Here is a 15,465-nt window from a genome sequence, read left to right as displayed (position 1 = left end):
GTCGAGCGGGCGCGGGCCGGCGAACTCCGGCCGCCTGCGACGGGTGCCTCCGGAGTGGAGGTCCCGTCGTCCGCTCCGCCGCCCGGTTCAGCGGGAAAGGCGGAGGGTGAGGATCTGGAACGGACGGAGCGCCACCCGCACCCCCTCGTAGCCGGAGACGACCGCCTCGGCGTCCTCCTCCCTCGGCCGTTCCAACAGATCGACGGCGGTGACGGAGGTGATGGGGAAACCCGGCGTCAGCGCGGCGACGGCGCGACCGCCGTGCGACTCGTAGAGGCGTACCACCACGTCGCCGCTCCGGTCCTCGGCGAGCTTCACCGCGGCGACCACGATCTGCTCGCTGTCGACGGTGACCAGCGGCGCGACCTCCCGCTCGCCGCGCACCGTGCGCTCGGGAAGGTTCATCCGGTGGCCCTCGCGCACCGCGTCCCCGATACCGGCACCCGGGACCAGCGCGTAGCGCAGCACATGGGTGCCGTGGTCGGTCTCCGGATCGGGGTAGCGGGGAGCGCGCAGCAACGAGAGCCGCACCGTGGTCGTCTGCCCGCCGTCCTGGCGCACGTCACGGGTGACGTCGTGGCCGTACGTGGAGTCGTTGACGAGCGCCGCGCCCCAGCCGGGCTCCTCGACGTGCAGGAAGCGGTGCGCACAGATCTCGAACTTCGCGGTCTCCCAGGAGGTGTTGGTGTGGGTCGGCCGGAAGACATGCCCGAACTGGGTTTCCGAGGCCGACCTGTCCGCCTTCACATCCAGCGGGAAGGCGGCCTTGAGGAACTTCTCCGTCTCCTGCCAGTCGGCCTCGACCTCGCAGTCCAGCCGCGGCGACCCACCGGCCAGCGTCAGCCGCTGAACGAGCGTGGAGCTTCCGTACTCCCGGCGGACGGTGACGGTGGCGCTGTCATCGGCGGCCTCGACGGTGAGCGCGGTGTGGTCGGTCAGGTCGGTGACGCTGTGGCGGTAGAAGGCGTCGACGTCCCAGGCGTCCCAGAGGTTGGGGAAGTCGGGGTGGATCTGCAGGAGGTTCGCGGCGCTGCCCGGCGCCACCGCCTCCCGGCCGGACGCCAGGTCGCGCACGGAGACCACCAGTCCGCGGCCGTCGATCTCCACCCGGATCAGCTCGTTGGCGAGGATGTGGCCGCCGCCCGGACGCTCGTGACAGCCGACCGGCCCGGCCGGCGCCGCTTCCCGGGCTCCGCCCGCCGGCACGCCGTGGCGGGAGTGCGGCGCGGCGTTGAAGACGAGGGGACGGTCGCCGGCGCCCGCGAGTGCCTGCTGGGCTGCGAGGGTGAGGGCGGTCAGCTCTTTCTGCAGCCGCGCGTAGGTCTCCCTCGCCTCCCGGTGGACCCAGGCGATGGAGGTGCCCGGCAGGATGTCGTGGAACTGGTGGAGCAGCACCGTCTTCCAGATCCGGTCGAACTCCGCGTACGGATAGCCGTATCCGCTCACCCGCACCGCCGCGGTCGCCGCCCAGAGCTCGGCCTCCCGCAGCATCGACTCGCTGCGGCGGTTGCCCTGCTTGGTCCTGGCCTGCGAGGTGTACGTGCCGCGGTGCAGCTCGAGGTAGAGCTCACCGCTCCACACAGGGGCGTCCCGGTACTCGGCGTGCGCCTGCTCGAAGAAGGCGGACGGCTTCTCGATCTCCACCCGGGGCGAACCCTCCAGGTCCTTGAGGCGGGCAGCCCTGGCAAGCATCTCCCTGGTCGGCCCGCCGCCGCCGTCCCCGAAACCGAAGGGCGCCAACGAGCGCGAACCCGCGCCCTTCTCCCGGTAGTTGCGCGCCGCGTGCGCCATCTCCCGGCCGCTGAGATCCGAGTTGTAGGTGTCGACCGGCGGGAAGTGGGTGAAGACCCTGGTGCCGTCGATGCCCTCCCACCAGAAGGTGTGGTGCGGGAACTTGTTGGTCTGGCTCCAGGAGATCTTCTGCGTCAGGAACCAGTCGGCACCCGCGAGCTTCACGATCTGCGGCATCGCCGCCGTGTAGCCGAAGGAGTCCGGCAGCCACACCTCCCGGGTGTCGACCCCGAACTCCTCCAGGAAGAACTTCTTGCCGTACACGAACTGCCGGGCCATCGCCTCGCCGCCGACCATGTTGGTGTCGGACTCGACCCACATGCCCCCGACCGGTACGAACTGCCCGTCCGCCACCTTCTCCCGCACCCGCGCGTACACCTCGGGGCGGTGCTCCTTGATCCAGGCCAACTGCTGCGCCTGCGACATCGCGAATACGAGCTCGGGGTGGTCGTCCATCAGGTTGACCATGTTGGAGGCGGTCCTGGCGACCTTGCGGACCGTCTCGCGCAACGGCCACAGCCATGCCGAGTCGATGTGCGCGTGACCGACCGCGCTGACGCGGTGCGCCGAGGCGCGGGCGGGCGTGGCGAGCACCCCTGCGAGCTGCGCCCGGGCACCGGCCGCGGTGCCGGCCACGTCGCCGAGGTCGACCGCGTCCAGGGCTCGTTCGACGGCTCGCAGGACCTCCCACCGCCGGGCGTCCTCGACGGGCAGGGCGTGCATCAGACCGCCGAGGACCTCCAGATCCTGGACGAGCTCCCACACCTCGCTCTCGAAAACGGCCAGCTCCACGCGGTTCAGCCGGTAGAGCGGGCGGTCGCTCGCAGTGAGCCGGTCGCCCTCGTGGGTGGGCTGCTGCACGTTGAGGATCGGATTCGCCGCGGCCTCCACGTAGAACTCGAGCTCGCCACCGGGCGGGACGTCCGGGAAGCGCACCCAGTCGTTGCACGGATTGAGCGCCTTGACCGCCTCGCCGTCCGACCGGTAGACGAGACCCTCGCACTGGAAGCCGGGCATGCTCCGCTCGAACCCGAGGTCGACCACGGCTTCCACCGTGCGACCGGCCCAGTCGGCCGGCACCCTGCCACTGACCCTGAACCAGGTGGTGCCCCAGGCCGGCCCCCACTCCTGGCCGACGGCGGCGCTCACGTACTCGGCGGCCAGCCCTTCGGCCACCGGAACCGGCTTCCCGGGCGCGTCCCAGCGGGCGACGGTGAGCGGTTGCGGAGAGCTGTGGACAGCGGGCTTGATCCGCTCCTCCAGGACGCGGCGCAGGCGGTCCTCAACGATGTTGCGATCGTCATGCATGGTGTGCGGCTCCGTTGACGCGTGTGCGCGGGCAGGGGGTTGGGGTGAGGCGGTGGGGTGAGTGGGTGGGGTGGGTTCGGAACGTGGCGAGTTCGGAGTGGGTGAGGGTCGGAGGCGGGGTGCGGGCCGGGGCGCGTGCGGGGCTGAGGTGCCGGCGGGGTGTGGAACCGGCACGGACGGTGCGGTGAGCAGTGCCGTGTGCAGATGTGGTGCGGCCTCCGTCAGGGCCTTACCACTGACGCTGCCCCGCAATCGTCCGAAGGAGGACGAGCGGCAAGCCGTTCCCCGTGTGCGCACCCGATCCGAAGCGCGGTTCGCCGAGCGGGAGTTCGCAGCTTCCCCCACGGACTCGGCACTCATCTCCTCGAAGAACGCGGCGGACGGACCCGGACCAGCCGCACGCCCCTCCTCCCGCCCTCCTCCCGCCGGCCGCACGCGCCCTTCGGACGGGTTTCCCAGGGAGATACGGGCCCGCCGACCCAGCAACCCCGAGAGCGGCAGCCACCTCGGGCGGGCAGCGTCCCCGGCCGGCCGGCCCGAGGTCTGCCGGGCCAACCCCCGGGTCAGCCCGGTCTGTTGACCTCCTCCGGGCGGAGAACCTCGACGATTCCGCGCCGCGAGAGATGTGCGGGGTCCGATGCGCGCCCGGCGAGTACCGCGGTGGGGCGTACGCCCTGCTCCGCCAGCACCGCCCACGCCTCGTAGAACTCGCCTCCGGGCGCCGTGGTGGAACGCGCGGGGGCGTACTCCTCGTCGCCGACGTCCAACACCAGCGCCGTGCTCCGGGTACGCGGCGCGGGCGGATCGGCCCGCAGGGCAGCGGCGAACTCGCCGACGGCGTCGGCGAGCGGCTTGCGCGCGCGCTCGGAGGTGAGCAGGCCGAGGTCGTACTCCCGTTCGGGAAAGTCGCCCAGCGAGCGGGGCACGTCGTGGGAGCACCACCAGGTGACTGCCCGAACGTCCTCGCAGTCCCACGCGTTCCGCAGGGTCTCCACGGCGAACTCCGCAGCGAAGGACGGCGGGATCAAGGGCCCGGGCGCGCCCACCTCCTGGAGCCAGACCGGACGTCCCGGCTCTGCCCACGCCTTGGTGAGCTCGACCTGGTACGCGGCGTGGTGCAGGGTCGCCGCGCCGCCACGTCCGTGACGCTGCGCAGTGCCGTTGAAGACCCAGGAGTGCACCACGCTCGCCGCGCCGAGCCTCGCGACCTGCGCGGGCGTGAACGGGTGGTCGTCGCGGAACCAGACGGCGTCGTACGCCCCGTGGACGTGCAGACGGCCCGGAGCGGCCTCCTCGCACACGGCAAGCAGACGTTCCAACCAGGCGGTCGCCTCGTCGGGTGTGCAGAGGTCGGGGTCCGGGTGCGGCGGCCCGGAGAACTGGTTGACCTCGTTGCCGAGCGTCATGCCGAGGAAGTTCGGCCGGTCCGCCAACGCCGAGGCCAACGTGTGCAGATAAAGCGCTTCCGCCTCGACGACCTCGGGGTGGGTGAACATACTGCGTCGATGCCAGCTGTGCAGCCAGGACGGTACGAAATCGAAACTGGACAGATGCCCCTGCAGCGCGTCGACACAGACGTCCAGGCCGCGTTCGGCCGCCGCGTCGACGAGTGCGCACAGCTGCTCCACCGCGCGAGGCCGGACGAGGGTGCGGTTGGGCTGGAAGACCGGCCAGAGCGGAAAGACCCGCACATGGTCCAGCCCGATTGCCGCGAGGGAGTCGAAGTCCCGGCGCACGGAGTCGAGTTCGAAGTCGAGCCAGTGGTGGAACCAGCCGTTGGTCGGTGTGTAGTTGGCGCCCATCCGCGCCCCGCGGCGCCCGAAGTGCCTCGCGGCGTGCTGCTCGGTCGACATGTTCGGCACAACCCTTCGTTCGACGCCGCGGTGGGCACACGCGGTCTGCTTCCGCTCGGCCGCGGGGCTGCTCCGTAGCCGGGGAGGCTCGTCGGCCGGCCCGCTGCCCTGCCCCGTCCGGCGGTCCCGGCCCGGTGCTGCTCCCGCTCCCGTCCCGCTGCTGCGTACGCGGCCCCAACGAGCTCGTACGGGGACCAGCCGTGCGTACGCCATGCCCGGCAGCCCGGACGTACGCAAGGCCCGCTCCAGCGCGAACGGAAGGCCGACGGCCGGGACGGGGAGCCCGGTCAGCCCTGAACCGCCCGGCCCGCGGCGGGCACGCCCGTCAACCGCTCCCACACACGTGTCATCGCGTGCACAAGGGCCAGTGCGACGACCTGTATCGCCAGCGCGACCAGCGCATGGACCAGCCACGCGCCCGCCAGCGTCGGCCCGCCCCAGGCGTTGTCCAACACGGAGTCCGCGGTGAAGGGGTGGCCGATCGCCTCGATGACGTCCGGGCGTATCGGATAGAGGTAGCCCGAGATCCCCACGAACACCCCCAGGCCGACCAAGAACAGGGCCACCAGCGCGAGCACCAACGCAACCAGCGCCCCTGGCACCGCCAAGCGGCCGGGACGGCCGGAAGTGCCGCGTCCCGCCAACGCTTTCGCTGTCAACGGCAGGAGTGACAGACCCCGTCGGGCGGTGCGCAGGGCGGTGCACACCGCCGTGTACGCGGCACTGCGCAGCCGACCGTACTCCCGTGCGTCAGGCTGTCGGTCGTCGGATTGCATGGTCCCGTCCTCCTCGGGTGAACGGACGGCGGCCCGATGGAGCGGGCTCCCGCCCCGTCGGAGACACCCCAAGGGTCGCCCTCCCCCTGCCTGCGACGGCCGCTGATCGACCGACGCCACACCGCCAACCCTGCGTCGGCCGGACGCTGCCGCATTATGTGGCAAGCCCCTGTATCGCCGTGCGGCCCACCTCCTCCGGGCGGGCACCGGCCGACGCCGCATCCCTGCAGGTCGCAAGCAGCGTCTCCGTTCGACGAGGCGTCGGCGGTCCGCAGCACCGGCGCACCGCTTCGAACCGCCGGCCGCAACGGACCGCGTCTCAGGTCACCGCTCCACGGAGATGAGGTACCGCGGCGGCTGCGCGGAACGCGTCATGAACGCTTCGCGCACGCCCGTGTCACTCCCGCGCCTGTCACTCGCGCCCTCGCCGCTCCGCAACACGCGTCGCCGAGCCCCGCCTCCGACTCGGCGCGCGCAGTCGATGTGCACGGTGGTGCTGCTACGGCGCCCAGGGCCCCAGCATGTCCTTCATCGCGTCGGTCGCTGCAAGTTGGAGCAGTGGGCCGTAGGTGATCCGACCGACGCCGAGGCGGCGGAAACGTTCGAGGTCGTGCTTGACGGGGTGAGCAGTGGAGTTCACCGGGATGCCGACTGAACCGGTCACCGCCGCGAGCAGCTCGTCGTCGTCCTGGATACGGACCGGGTAGACGCTGTCGGCGCCCGCCTGCTCCAGGGCCCGCAGCCGCTCGATCGCCTCGTCGAGGACGTCGGCAGCCGCCTCCGCGTGCAGAAAGAGATCGGTACGGCCGTTGACCCAGACCGGAACTCCCGCGTTGTCGGCCGCCGCGCGCAGTCCCGCGATGTAGCTCGCGTGCTCCTGCGTACTGCGCATCCGACCGCCTTCGGAGTGGACGGTGTCCTCGATGTTCAGACCGACACCGCCGATCTCCGTGAGTCCGGCGATGAGGTCTGCCGGCTCTTTCCCGTACCCGGCCTCCAGGTCGACGGAGACGGGCACGTCGACCGCCGAGACGATCGGCCGTACGGCGGCGAGCACCTCTTCGAAGGTCTGTCCTTCCTGGTCCTCCGCGCCCCTGGAATCGGCGAGCGGATGACTTCCGACCGTCAGTGCGGGAAACCCGGCGCCGGCCGCCGTCCGCGCGGACCACACGTCCCAGACGGTCGGCAACACGAGCGGCTTGTACTCGGCGTGAAGCTGCTTGAGGCGTTGAGCGCGCTCAACAGTGGTACGAAAGTCCATGCCGAGGACGCTACCCCCGGAACCCCGTCCGCAACGTGCCGACGGGCGCTTCCGGACGGCGGAGCAACAGCGCCCCGGCACGGCTCGGCGCCATCCGCCTCAGTCGTCCGGCAGATGATGATCCAGGAGCTCTTCCTGCTCCCCCTCCTCCTCAAGGGCCTGTCTGACCACGCGCATTGCCAGCCCCTGGCCGTACCCCTTGCGGGCGAGCATGCCGACCAGCCGGCGCATCCGTCTGGCCGGATCCACTCCGCGAGTGGAGGCCAGCTTCCGGTCCACCAGACGTCTGGCGGTCGACTCCTCCTGCTCGGGGTCGAGTTGCTCGACCGCCGCGGAGATCACCTCGGAATCGACGCCCTTGGTCCGCAACTCCCGCGCAAGGGCACCGCGCGCCAACCCTCTGCTGCGGTGCCTGGATTCCACCCAGGCACCGGCGAACGCGGCGTCGTCGATGAGGCCCACTTCCTCGAAACGGGACAGCACCTCCTCGGCTACCTCTTCCGGGATCTCCCGCTTATGAAGGGCTTCGGCCAACTGCTGTCTCGTACGGGGAGTGCCCGTGAGCAGACGGAGGCAGATCTGCCGCGCCCGCTCCGCCGGGTCGGTGGGCTCCGAAAGCTCGTCCTCAGCCTCACGGCCTCGCCCTCGCGAGCGCCTGCCCTCGCCGAACTCCCTCGATCCGCGCGGTGGCCCCGCTCCGGCCCTCGACGGACCGGGGCCACCGCTGTCATCAACCGGTGCTGCGTCGACCGCCCACTCGGTGCGTCGTGTCACCGGTCAGCTCTTGGCAGCGCTCGGCTTGGCCTTGCTCTTCGGTGCGGCGGTGGCGGCCTTCGCAGCCACGCCGGCTCCGGCGCTCGTGGCCAGGGGCTCGACCGCAGGGCCGCCGGCCGCATCGGCGCCGGGCTCCGCTTCGGGAGACTCGGTGCGCACACCGATGCCCAGCTTCTCCTTGATGCGCTTCTCGACCTCGTTGGCGAGGTCTGGGTTGTCGCGCAGGAAGTTGCGGGCGTTCTCCTTGCCCTGGCCGAGCTGGTCGCCCTCGTACGTGTACCAGGCGCCGGACTTGCGGATGAAGCCGTGCTCCACGCCCATGTCGATCAGACCGCCCTCGCGACTGATGCCGACGCCGTAGAGGATGTCGAACTCGGCCTGCTTGAAGGGCGGTGCGACCTTGTTCTTCACGACCTTGACGCGGGTACGGTTGCCGACCGCGTCGGTGCCGTCCTTGAGCGTCTCGATCCGCCGGATGTCCAGCCGGACCGAGGCGTAGAACTTCAGCGCCTTGCCACCGGTCGTGGTCTCGGGCGAGCCGAACATGACGCCGACCTTCTCCCGAAGCTGGTTGATGAAGATCGCGGTCGTCTTCGAGTGGTGCAGAGCACCGGTGATCTTCCGCAGCGCCTGGCTCATCAGCCGGGCCTGGAGTCCGACATGGGAGTCGCCCATCTCTCCTTCGATCTCGGCCCGGGGGACCAGGGCGGCGACGGAGTCGACCACGATCAGGTCCAGCGCACCGGATCGGATCAGCATGTCGGTGATCTCCAGCGCCTGTTCGCCGTTGTCCGGCTGGGACAGGATGAGCTGGTCCACATCGACCCCGAGCCTCTTGGCGTACTCGGGGTCGAGCGCGTGCTCGGCGTCCACGAACGCCACGGTGCCGCCGGCCTTCTGGGCGTTGGCAACGGCGTGCAGAGTCAGCGTCGTCTTTCCGGAGGACTCCGGGCCGTACACCTCCACGACCCGGCCCCGGGGCAGGCCACCGACACCGAGCGCGACATCCAACGCGGTCGAGCCGGTGGGGATGACCTCGATGGGCTCGTTCGGCCGCTCGCCCAGGCGCATCACGGCGCCCTTGCCGAACTGTCGTTCAATCTGCGCGAGTGCGGCGTCGAGCGCCTTCTCGCGGTCCGTACCTGCCATGGGTGCCACCCGGTTTGCTTGAGTCGATCGCTTCACGTCCGAGACGCTAGCGGCTGCCACTGACAATCGATCCGGCCGTGGCCACCTGGCCACCCCGGCACACTCATGGGAATCCATGTTCGATTTACGTGTCAAGTGCCGCCCCGCACCCTGTGGATAACTCGAATCCGCAGGTCACAGCGGTAGAAAGGCATCACATCGACTCGTGGAGCTGCGACGTGACTCAAACGAGTGACCTCGCGAAATCAACCTCAAGGCGCACGAACACCCACATTCCGCAAACACCGGTCGGGGCCCGGAACTTGGGCGGGGCGGACCGGAGGAGCGACCGCGGTCCGGCCGACCTTCCGCACCCCACCGGCACGGACGAATCCCCGCGCCGGCAACCGCCCACGACCGTCCGGGCGTCGAGCCCTGTCAGCGCAGCTCGGCGGGTACGTCGACGGCCCGGCACACCGCCCGCCAGACGCTCTTCGCGTCCCACCCCGCGTCCAGTGCCTCGTGCACCGTGCGCCCACCCAGCTCCGACATCACATGGTCGCGCGCGAAGGAATCCGCGTAGGCGGCTCCGAAGTGGGTGGACATCCGCTCCCAGAAAATCGTCAACCGCATGACCCCAGTATCACGCGCTCGGCACCGGGCTCCGTCACCGCGAACACCGCGAGCGCCGCGAACACCACGAACACCGCGAACACCGCGAGCACCACGGGTGCCGCGAACACTGCGAACGAATCCCACCGCCGCCGCAGCCTCGGCCGGTCGGACTCCGACATCCAGCAGGCCGCGCGCACGCCGGATCCGGGCGTCCGTCAGCCAGGCGTGCGGAGGCAACCCGTAGCGCGCCCCGAACGCCCTCGTCAGCGCGAACGGGCTCGTCCCGACCTCCGTGGCCAGCTCCTCCAGACTCGGCGGCTCGGCCATGCGGCTCTCCAGCACCTCGCGGGCAGCAGCCGCGTTCCGCGCGCCGGCTCCGTGGACCGTACGGACCGGCAGCGGGCCGCCGTGCCGGTGCAGCAGCCGATGGACGACCTGTCGCAGCAGGCTGTCCGCGGCCAGCGCGTTTCCCTCCTCCGCCGCACGGTGCACCGCGGAGATCAGCGCGCAGGTCTCGCCGTCCCGTACAGCCGGGACGGCGAAGGCGGCCGTACCGCGCAGGGTGGTCGTCTCCCGGGCGACGGCGGCCACCAGCCCGCGTGTCGGGTAGAGAGTGTCGTACGCCCACCCCTCCGGCGCGCCGGCTCGCGCGGTGTGCGGCACCTCGGGGTTGATCATGACGACGCCGCCCGGTGCGACCGAGACGGCGCCGTCCGGCAGCCCGACGGTCTCGACACCGCCGGTGACCGCGGCCAGCACATAGCCGTCGTGGCTGTGTCGCGAGAACGTGTGCCGCACATAGCGGGCACGCAGCAGATCGGTGTCATGCAGCTCCTCGCAGCGCCAGTGCCTGGCCCACTCCCCCGCAGCCGCCCGGCCCGTCACCGCGGCCTCCGCGAAGGTGTCCGCGCCGGCCACGTCGTCGGGCCGCACCGCCGGCCTCCGGTACCCGGCGCCGGTGCGCGGCGCCTGCCCGGAGGCCGGCGTACGGTCGATCCCGCGGTCGATGGGCGCCGTCGCACCGCACCGAGCGCTCGGAGGTCCGCCGAAGTCCTGTCCCACCCGGCCATTGTCGCCAGGGCTCCCGGCTCTCGCGCCTTGCGCCCGGACTGCGAGACAGGGACCGCCCCGCAGACCTCGCCCCCCCCTGCACAGCGAAGCGCCCAGTCGCCGCCGATCGGGGGGTACGGGCGCCCCTCGAGGGTCGGCGCGCCAGCCCGTGCCGCACCGCCGGCAGGCCGCCGCCCCACGCCCGCCGGGGCCGAAGCCGACGGTCGATGTCAGTGGTCCGGTGCACCATGTAGGCATGAGTCACGCAGCGGCTCTCGACGCCTTCTCGCCCGCCACCCGCGCCTGGTTCACGGCGGCCTTCAGCGCGCCCACCGCCGCCCAGGAGGGCGCCTGGCAGGCGCTGGCCGAGGACGCGGACGCGCTGGTGGTCGCACCGACGGGTTCGGGCAAGACTCTGGCCGCGTTCCTCGCCTCGCTGGACCGTCTGGCGTCCGCTCCGCCGCCGGCGGACGCCCTTCGGCGATGCCGGGTGCTGTACGTCTCGCCGCTCAAGGCCCTCGCCGTCGACGTCGAGCGCAATCTGCGCAGCCCGCTGACCGGTATCCGCCAGGAGTCGATACGGCTCGGCCTCCCCGAGCCGGAGGTGCGGGTCGGAATCCGTTCGGGGGACACCCCGGCCGTCGAGCGGCGCGCCATCGCGCGCCGCCCGCCGGACATCCTCATCACCACGCCCGAATCGCTCTTCCTCATGCTCACCTCCGCCGCCCGGGAAGCGTTGCGAGGCGTGGAGACGGTCATCCTGGACGAGGTGCACGCCGTCGCGGGCACCAAGCGCGGCGCCCATCTCGCCCTGTCTCTGGAGCGGTTGGACGAGCTGCTGGACCGGCCCGCCCGCCGCATCGGGCTGTCGGCGACGGTGCGCCCGGTGGAGGAGGTGGCGCGGTTCCTCTCTCCTCAGCGGTCGGCGAAGATCGTGCAGCCCCCGTCGACGAAGCGCTTCGATCTGCGGGTGGAGGTCCCGGTCGAGGACATGGGGGAGCTCGGCGGCTCGCCCGTGCAGGAGCAGGGCGGTGCCGCCGAGAAGCCCTCGATCTGGCCCTCGGTGGAGGAGCGGATCGCGGACCTGGTCCAGGAGCACAGCTCGACCATCGTCTTCGTCAACTCCCGTCGCCTGGCCGAGCGCCTGTGCAACCGGTTGAACGAGATCGCCTACGAGCGCGCCACCGGTGAGCCACTGCCCGAGGCGCACTCCCCCGCGGAGCTGATGGGCGGTTCCGGCGGCGCGCTCGGCGCCGTGCCCGTGCTGGCCCGCGCCCACCACGGTTCGGTCTCCAAGGAGCAGCGTGCCGAGGTGGAGGAGGAGTTGAAGGCCGGTCGGCTGCCCTCGGTGGTCGCCACCTCCAGCCTGGAGCTGGGCATCGACATGGGAGCGGTCGACCTGGTGATCCAGGTCGAGTCGCCGCCCGCCGTCGCTTCCGGGCTGCAGCGGGTCGGGCGCGCCGGGCACCAGGTTGGCGCGGTCTCCAGCGGTGTGGTCTTCCCCAAGTACCGCGGGGATCTGCTGCAGTCCGCGGTGGTGACGGAGCGGATGCGCGAAGGCGCGATCGAGGCGCTGCGGGTGCCCGCCAACCCGCTGGACGTACTGGCACAGCAGCTCGTGGCGATCACCTCGGTGGAGAGCCGGGACGTGGAGGAGCTGCTGCGCCTGGTCCGCCGTGCCGCGCCGTTCGCCGCGTTGCCCGAGTCCGCGTACCACTCGGTGCTGGACATGCTCGCGGGCCGCTATCCCTCCGACGCTTTCGCCGAGTTGAGACCGCGTCTGGTGTGGGACCGGGTGGCGGGGACCGTCACGGGTCGACCGGGGGCGCAGCGGCTGGCGGTCACCTCCGGCGGGACGATTCCCGACCGAGGTCTCTTCGGCGTCTTCCTCGCCGGCTCCGACCCGCGCCGGGGAGGAAGCCGGGTCGGAGAGCTGGACGAGGAGATGGTCTACGAGTCCCGAGTCGGTGATGTCTTCACTCTCGGCACGACCTCGTGGCGCATCGAGGACATCACCCGCGACCGAGTGCTGGTCACCCCGGCGCCCGGGGTCCCGGGCCGGCTCCCGTTCTGGAAGGGCGACCAGCTGGGGCGTCCGCTGGAGCTCGGCCGGGCCCTCGGCGCCTTCGTGCGGGAGGTCGGCGCGCTCCCCCGGGAGGCGGCCGAGGAGCGGCTGGCCGCGGCCGGTCTCGACACCTCGGCCGTGCGCAACCTGCTGGAGTACCTGGCCGAGCAGCGCGAGGCGTGCGGCCATCTGCCCGACGACCGCACCATCGTCGTCGAGCGCTTCCGGGACGAGCTGGGCGACTGGCGGGTGGTGGTGCACTCACCGTTCGGCGCGCAGGTGCACGCGCCCTGGGCGCTTGCGGTGGCAGCCCGGCTGACCGAGAGATACGGGCTGGACGCCCAGGTCATGCACGCGGACGACGGCATCGTGCTGCGCCTTCCGGACGCCGATCTGCTCGAGTACGACCTCGACGCCGACCTCGACCCGGAGCGCGCGCAGGACCTCGGCCGGGCGGCCCTCGCCGTCCCGCAGGACGGCAAGCCGCCGGTGGCCGCCGCGGATGTGCTCTTCGAGGCCGGCGAGGTGGACGGGCTGGTGACCGAACAGGTCGGCGGCTCGGCCCTGTTCGCCGCTCGGTTTCGTGAGTGCGCCGCCCGGGCGCTGCTGCTGCCGCGCCGCAGTCCGGGCAGACGCACCCCGCTGTGGCAGCAGCGCCAGCGCGCTTCCCAACTGCTCCAGGTCGCCTCCGAGTTCGGGTCGTTTCCGATCGTGCTGGAGGCGGTGCGCGAGTGCCTCCAGGACGTCTTCGACGTGCCCGGCCTCACCGAGCTGATGGGGGACATCGAGTCCCGCCGGGTGCGGCTGGTGGAGGTCACGACGCAGGACCCGTCACCGTTCGCCCGCTCCCTGCTGTTCGGCTACGTCGCGCAGTTCCTCTACGAGGGCGACTCGCCGCTCGCCGAGCGCCGGGCCGCTGCCCTGTCGCTGGATTCGGGGCTGCTCGCCGAGCTGCTGGGCCGCGCGGAGCTGCGCGATCTGCTGGACGCCGACGTCGTCGCAGACCTCGAGCGCGAGCTTCAGTGGCGTACCTCGGAGCGCCGGATCGGTGACGAGGAGGCGGTCGCGGACGCGCTGCGGGTTCTCGGCCCTCTCGCTGTCGAGGAGTTGACCGAGCGGGGCGCCTCACCGGAGTGGGCCGAGCGGCTGGAGCGTTCACGGCGCGCGGTGCGGGTGCGCATCGCCGGCGACGAGCGGTGGGCAGCGATCGAGGATTCGGGAAGGCTGCGGGACGCGCTCGGGGTGGCGCTGCCGGTAGGCGTTCCGGAGGCCTTCACCGAGCCGGTCGGGGACCCGCTCGGTGATCTGCTGGGCCGGTTCGCGCGCACCCACGGCCCGTTCACCACGGAGCAGGCCGCCTCCCGTTTCGGTCTCGGCGTCGCGGTGGCCGACGGCGCGCTGCACCGGCTGGCTGCCGAAGGCCGTCTGGTGCAGGGCGAGTTCCATCCGGCCAGAGCGGGCGGCGGCCAGGAGTGGTGCGAGTCGACGGTGCTGCGCCGCTTGCGCCGTCGTTCTCTGGCTGCGCTGCGGCAGGAGCTGGAGCCGGTCCCCGCACCGGCGCTCGCGGCGTTCGTCCCCCGCTGGCAGCACCTGGACGGCACCGGGCTCTCGGGCCTCGACGGACTGTCCAGGGTGGTGGAGCAACTGCAGGGCGCGGCAGTTCCGGCCTCCGCTCTGGAGCGCCTGGTGCTGCCGGCGCGGGTGCGGGGGTACGACACGACCCTGCTCGACGAGCTGACCGCTTCCGGCGAGGTCGTCTGGGCCGGGGCGGGGGCGCTGCCCGGCAAGGACGGCTGGATCGCTCTCTACCCGGCCGAGGTGGCACCGCTGCTCCTGCCCGAGCCGCTGCCGCTCGAGCTTTCGGCCGCGCACCGTTGCGTGCTGGAGGCGCTCTCCGGCGGTTTCGGGCTGTTCTTCCGGCAGTTGCTGGAGCGCGCCCGGGCCATCGACCCGGACCTCGGCGAGTCCCAACTGGCGGATGCGGTCTGGGATCTTGCCTGGTCGGGCCGGCTCACCAACGACACCCTGGCGCCGCTGCGGAATCTGTTGGGCTCCGGCCGTACCGCCGGTTCCACGGCGCATCGCGCCCGCCGCCGGGCACCTCGAGGCCGCTACGGCTCACTGCCGCGTACCGCCTCGCGGGTCGGCCCGCCGACCGTCGCGGGGCGCTGGTCGCTGCTCCCCGACCGGGAGCGGGACCCGACGGTGCGCGCACACGCGCTGGCCCACACCCTGCTGGACAGGCACGGTGTGGTCACCCGCGGCGCGGTGGCGTCCGAGGGCGTGGCCGGCGGTTTCGCCGCGGTGTACCGCGTGCTGGCGGCGTTCGAGGAAAGCGGCCAGACCCGGCGCGGTTACGTCGTGGAGGGCCTGGGAGCCGCCCAGTTCGCGATGGCCGGGGCGGTGGACCGGCTGCGTGCGGCGCACACCGCGCGCGAGCGCGCCGAGTCGCCGGAGGCGGTGCTGCTCGCCGCCGCCGACCCCGCCCAGGTGTACGGCGCCGCGCTGCCCTGGCCGGATCCGCCGGAGGGCTGCGGGCACAAGCCGGGCCGCAAGGCGGGTTCCCTGGTGGTCCTGGTCGACGGCGAGCTCGTTCTCTATCTGGAGCGCGGCGGCAAGACCCTGCTCTCCTGGTCGCCGCCGCTGCTGCCGCAGGCGGTGGAGGTCCTCGTCGACGCGGTGCGCCACGGCCGGGTGGGCCCGCTCACAGTGGAGCGGGCGAACGGCTCGCCGGCTCTGACCTCACCGCTCGGACAGCAGCTGGAGACGGCCGGCTTCCACGCCACCCCGCGAGGGCTGCGGCTGCGCCCCTGAGAGGTGGACCGCGGAGCGAGAGGAAGGGAA

At 72.1% G+C, this 15,465-nt stretch carries 8 protein-coding genes and 1 pseudogene; 1 reads left to right on the top strand and 8 read right to left on the bottom strand.

The genetic code is table 11. The features are described from left to right. Positions 1 to 87 precede the first annotated feature (87 nt). The 8 genes and pseudogenes from JGS22_RS22195 to JGS22_RS26535 form a co-directional block, all read right to left on the bottom strand. A complete protein-coding gene (locus JGS22_RS22195) occupies positions 88 to 3,099 on the bottom strand; it encodes an alpha-mannosidase (RefSeq protein WP_211040106.1) in 3,012 nt (1,003 codons plus the stop codon). Between the two features lie 563 nt (positions 3,100 to 3,662). After that, the gene (locus JGS22_RS22190; protein WP_236074284.1) at positions 3,663 to 4,952 is read right to left on the bottom strand and encodes a glycoside hydrolase 5 family protein; all 1,290 of its coding nucleotides are present in this window, start codon (positions 4,950 to 4,952) and stop codon (positions 3,663 to 3,665) included. Positions 4,953 to 5,239: 287 nt separating this feature from the next. After that, positions 5,240 to 5,728 (bottom strand): hypothetical protein, encoded by a 489-nt coding sequence (locus JGS22_RS22185; RefSeq protein ID WP_211041138.1) that lies wholly within the window; start codon positions 5,726 to 5,728, stop codon positions 5,240 to 5,242. Positions 5,729 to 6,227: 499 nt separating this feature from the next. Then, on the bottom strand, positions 6,228 to 6,989 hold the full coding sequence (locus tag JGS22_RS22180; protein WP_211041139.1) for an isocitrate lyase/PEP mutase family protein: 762 nt from the start codon (positions 6,987 to 6,989) through the stop codon (positions 6,228 to 6,230). A 99-nt stretch (positions 6,990 to 7,088) separates the two neighbouring features. Continuing rightward, a complete protein-coding gene (recX, locus tag JGS22_RS22175) occupies positions 7,089 to 7,763 on the bottom strand; it encodes a recombination regulator RecX (RefSeq protein WP_211041140.1) in 675 nt (224 codons plus the stop codon). Between the two features lie 3 nt (positions 7,764 to 7,766). Next, positions 7,767 to 8,912 carry a recombinase RecA gene (gene recA, locus JGS22_RS22170; protein ID WP_211041141.1) on the bottom strand — a complete coding sequence of 382 codons (1,146 nt, stop codon included), beginning with the start codon at positions 8,910 to 8,912 and terminating at the stop codon, positions 7,767 to 7,769. A gap of 417 nt (positions 8,913 to 9,329) precedes the next feature. Next, positions 9,330 to 9,650: a DUF3046 domain-containing protein gene (locus tag JGS22_RS27455; RefSeq protein WP_372454339.1), complete on the bottom strand. Its 321-nt coding sequence runs from the start codon at positions 9,648 to 9,650 to the stop codon at positions 9,330 to 9,332. Further along, positions 9,642 to 10,391, bottom strand: a pseudogene (locus JGS22_RS26535) (AraC family transcriptional regulator); the annotation flags it as partial. The pseudogene JGS22_RS26535 and the gene JGS22_RS27455, both read right to left, overlap by 9 nt. A 421-nt stretch (positions 10,392 to 10,812) precedes the next feature. On the opposite strand from JGS22_RS26535, the gene JGS22_RS22160 reads away from it, so the two are divergent. Next, positions 10,813 to 15,435, top strand: a complete 4,623-nt coding sequence (locus tag JGS22_RS22160) for an Lhr family ATP-dependent helicase (RefSeq protein ID WP_211041143.1) — start codon at positions 10,813 to 10,815, stop codon at positions 15,433 to 15,435. The last annotated feature ends 30 nt before the right edge of the window (positions 15,436 to 15,465 follow it).

The organism is Streptomyces tardus (genome assembly GCF_018101125.2).
Taxonomy (GTDB): Bacteria; Actinomycetota; Actinomycetes; order Streptomycetales; family Streptomycetaceae; genus Streptomyces; species Streptomyces tardus.
The sequence above is the reverse complement of the archived record's forward strand: the minus strand, read 5'-3'. Positions and strand labels throughout refer to the sequence as shown.

Excerpts from the sequence above, each read along its gene's own strand:
- JGS22_RS22190 (WP_236074284.1), bottom strand. The coding sequence starts at position 4,952 with ATGTCGACCGAGCAGCACGCCGCGAGGCACTTCGGGCGCCGCGGGGCG.
- recA (WP_211041141.1), bottom strand. The coding sequence starts at position 8,912 with ATGGCAGGTACGGACCGCGAGAAGGCGCTCGACGCCGCACTCGCGCAG.
- JGS22_RS22195 (WP_211040106.1), bottom strand. The coding sequence starts at position 3,099 with ATGCATGACGATCGCAACATCGTTGAGGACCGCCTGCGCCGCGTCCTG.
- JGS22_RS22160 (WP_211041143.1), top strand. The coding sequence starts at position 10,813 with ATGAGTCACGCAGCGGCTCTCGACGCCTTCTCGCCCGCCACCCGCGCC.
- JGS22_RS22185 (WP_211041138.1), bottom strand. The coding sequence starts at position 5,728 with ATGCAATCCGACGACCGACAGCCTGACGCACGGGAGTACGGTCGGCTG.
- JGS22_RS22180 (WP_211041139.1), bottom strand. The coding sequence starts at position 6,989 with ATGGACTTTCGTACCACTGTTGAGCGCGCTCAACGCCTCAAGCAGCTT.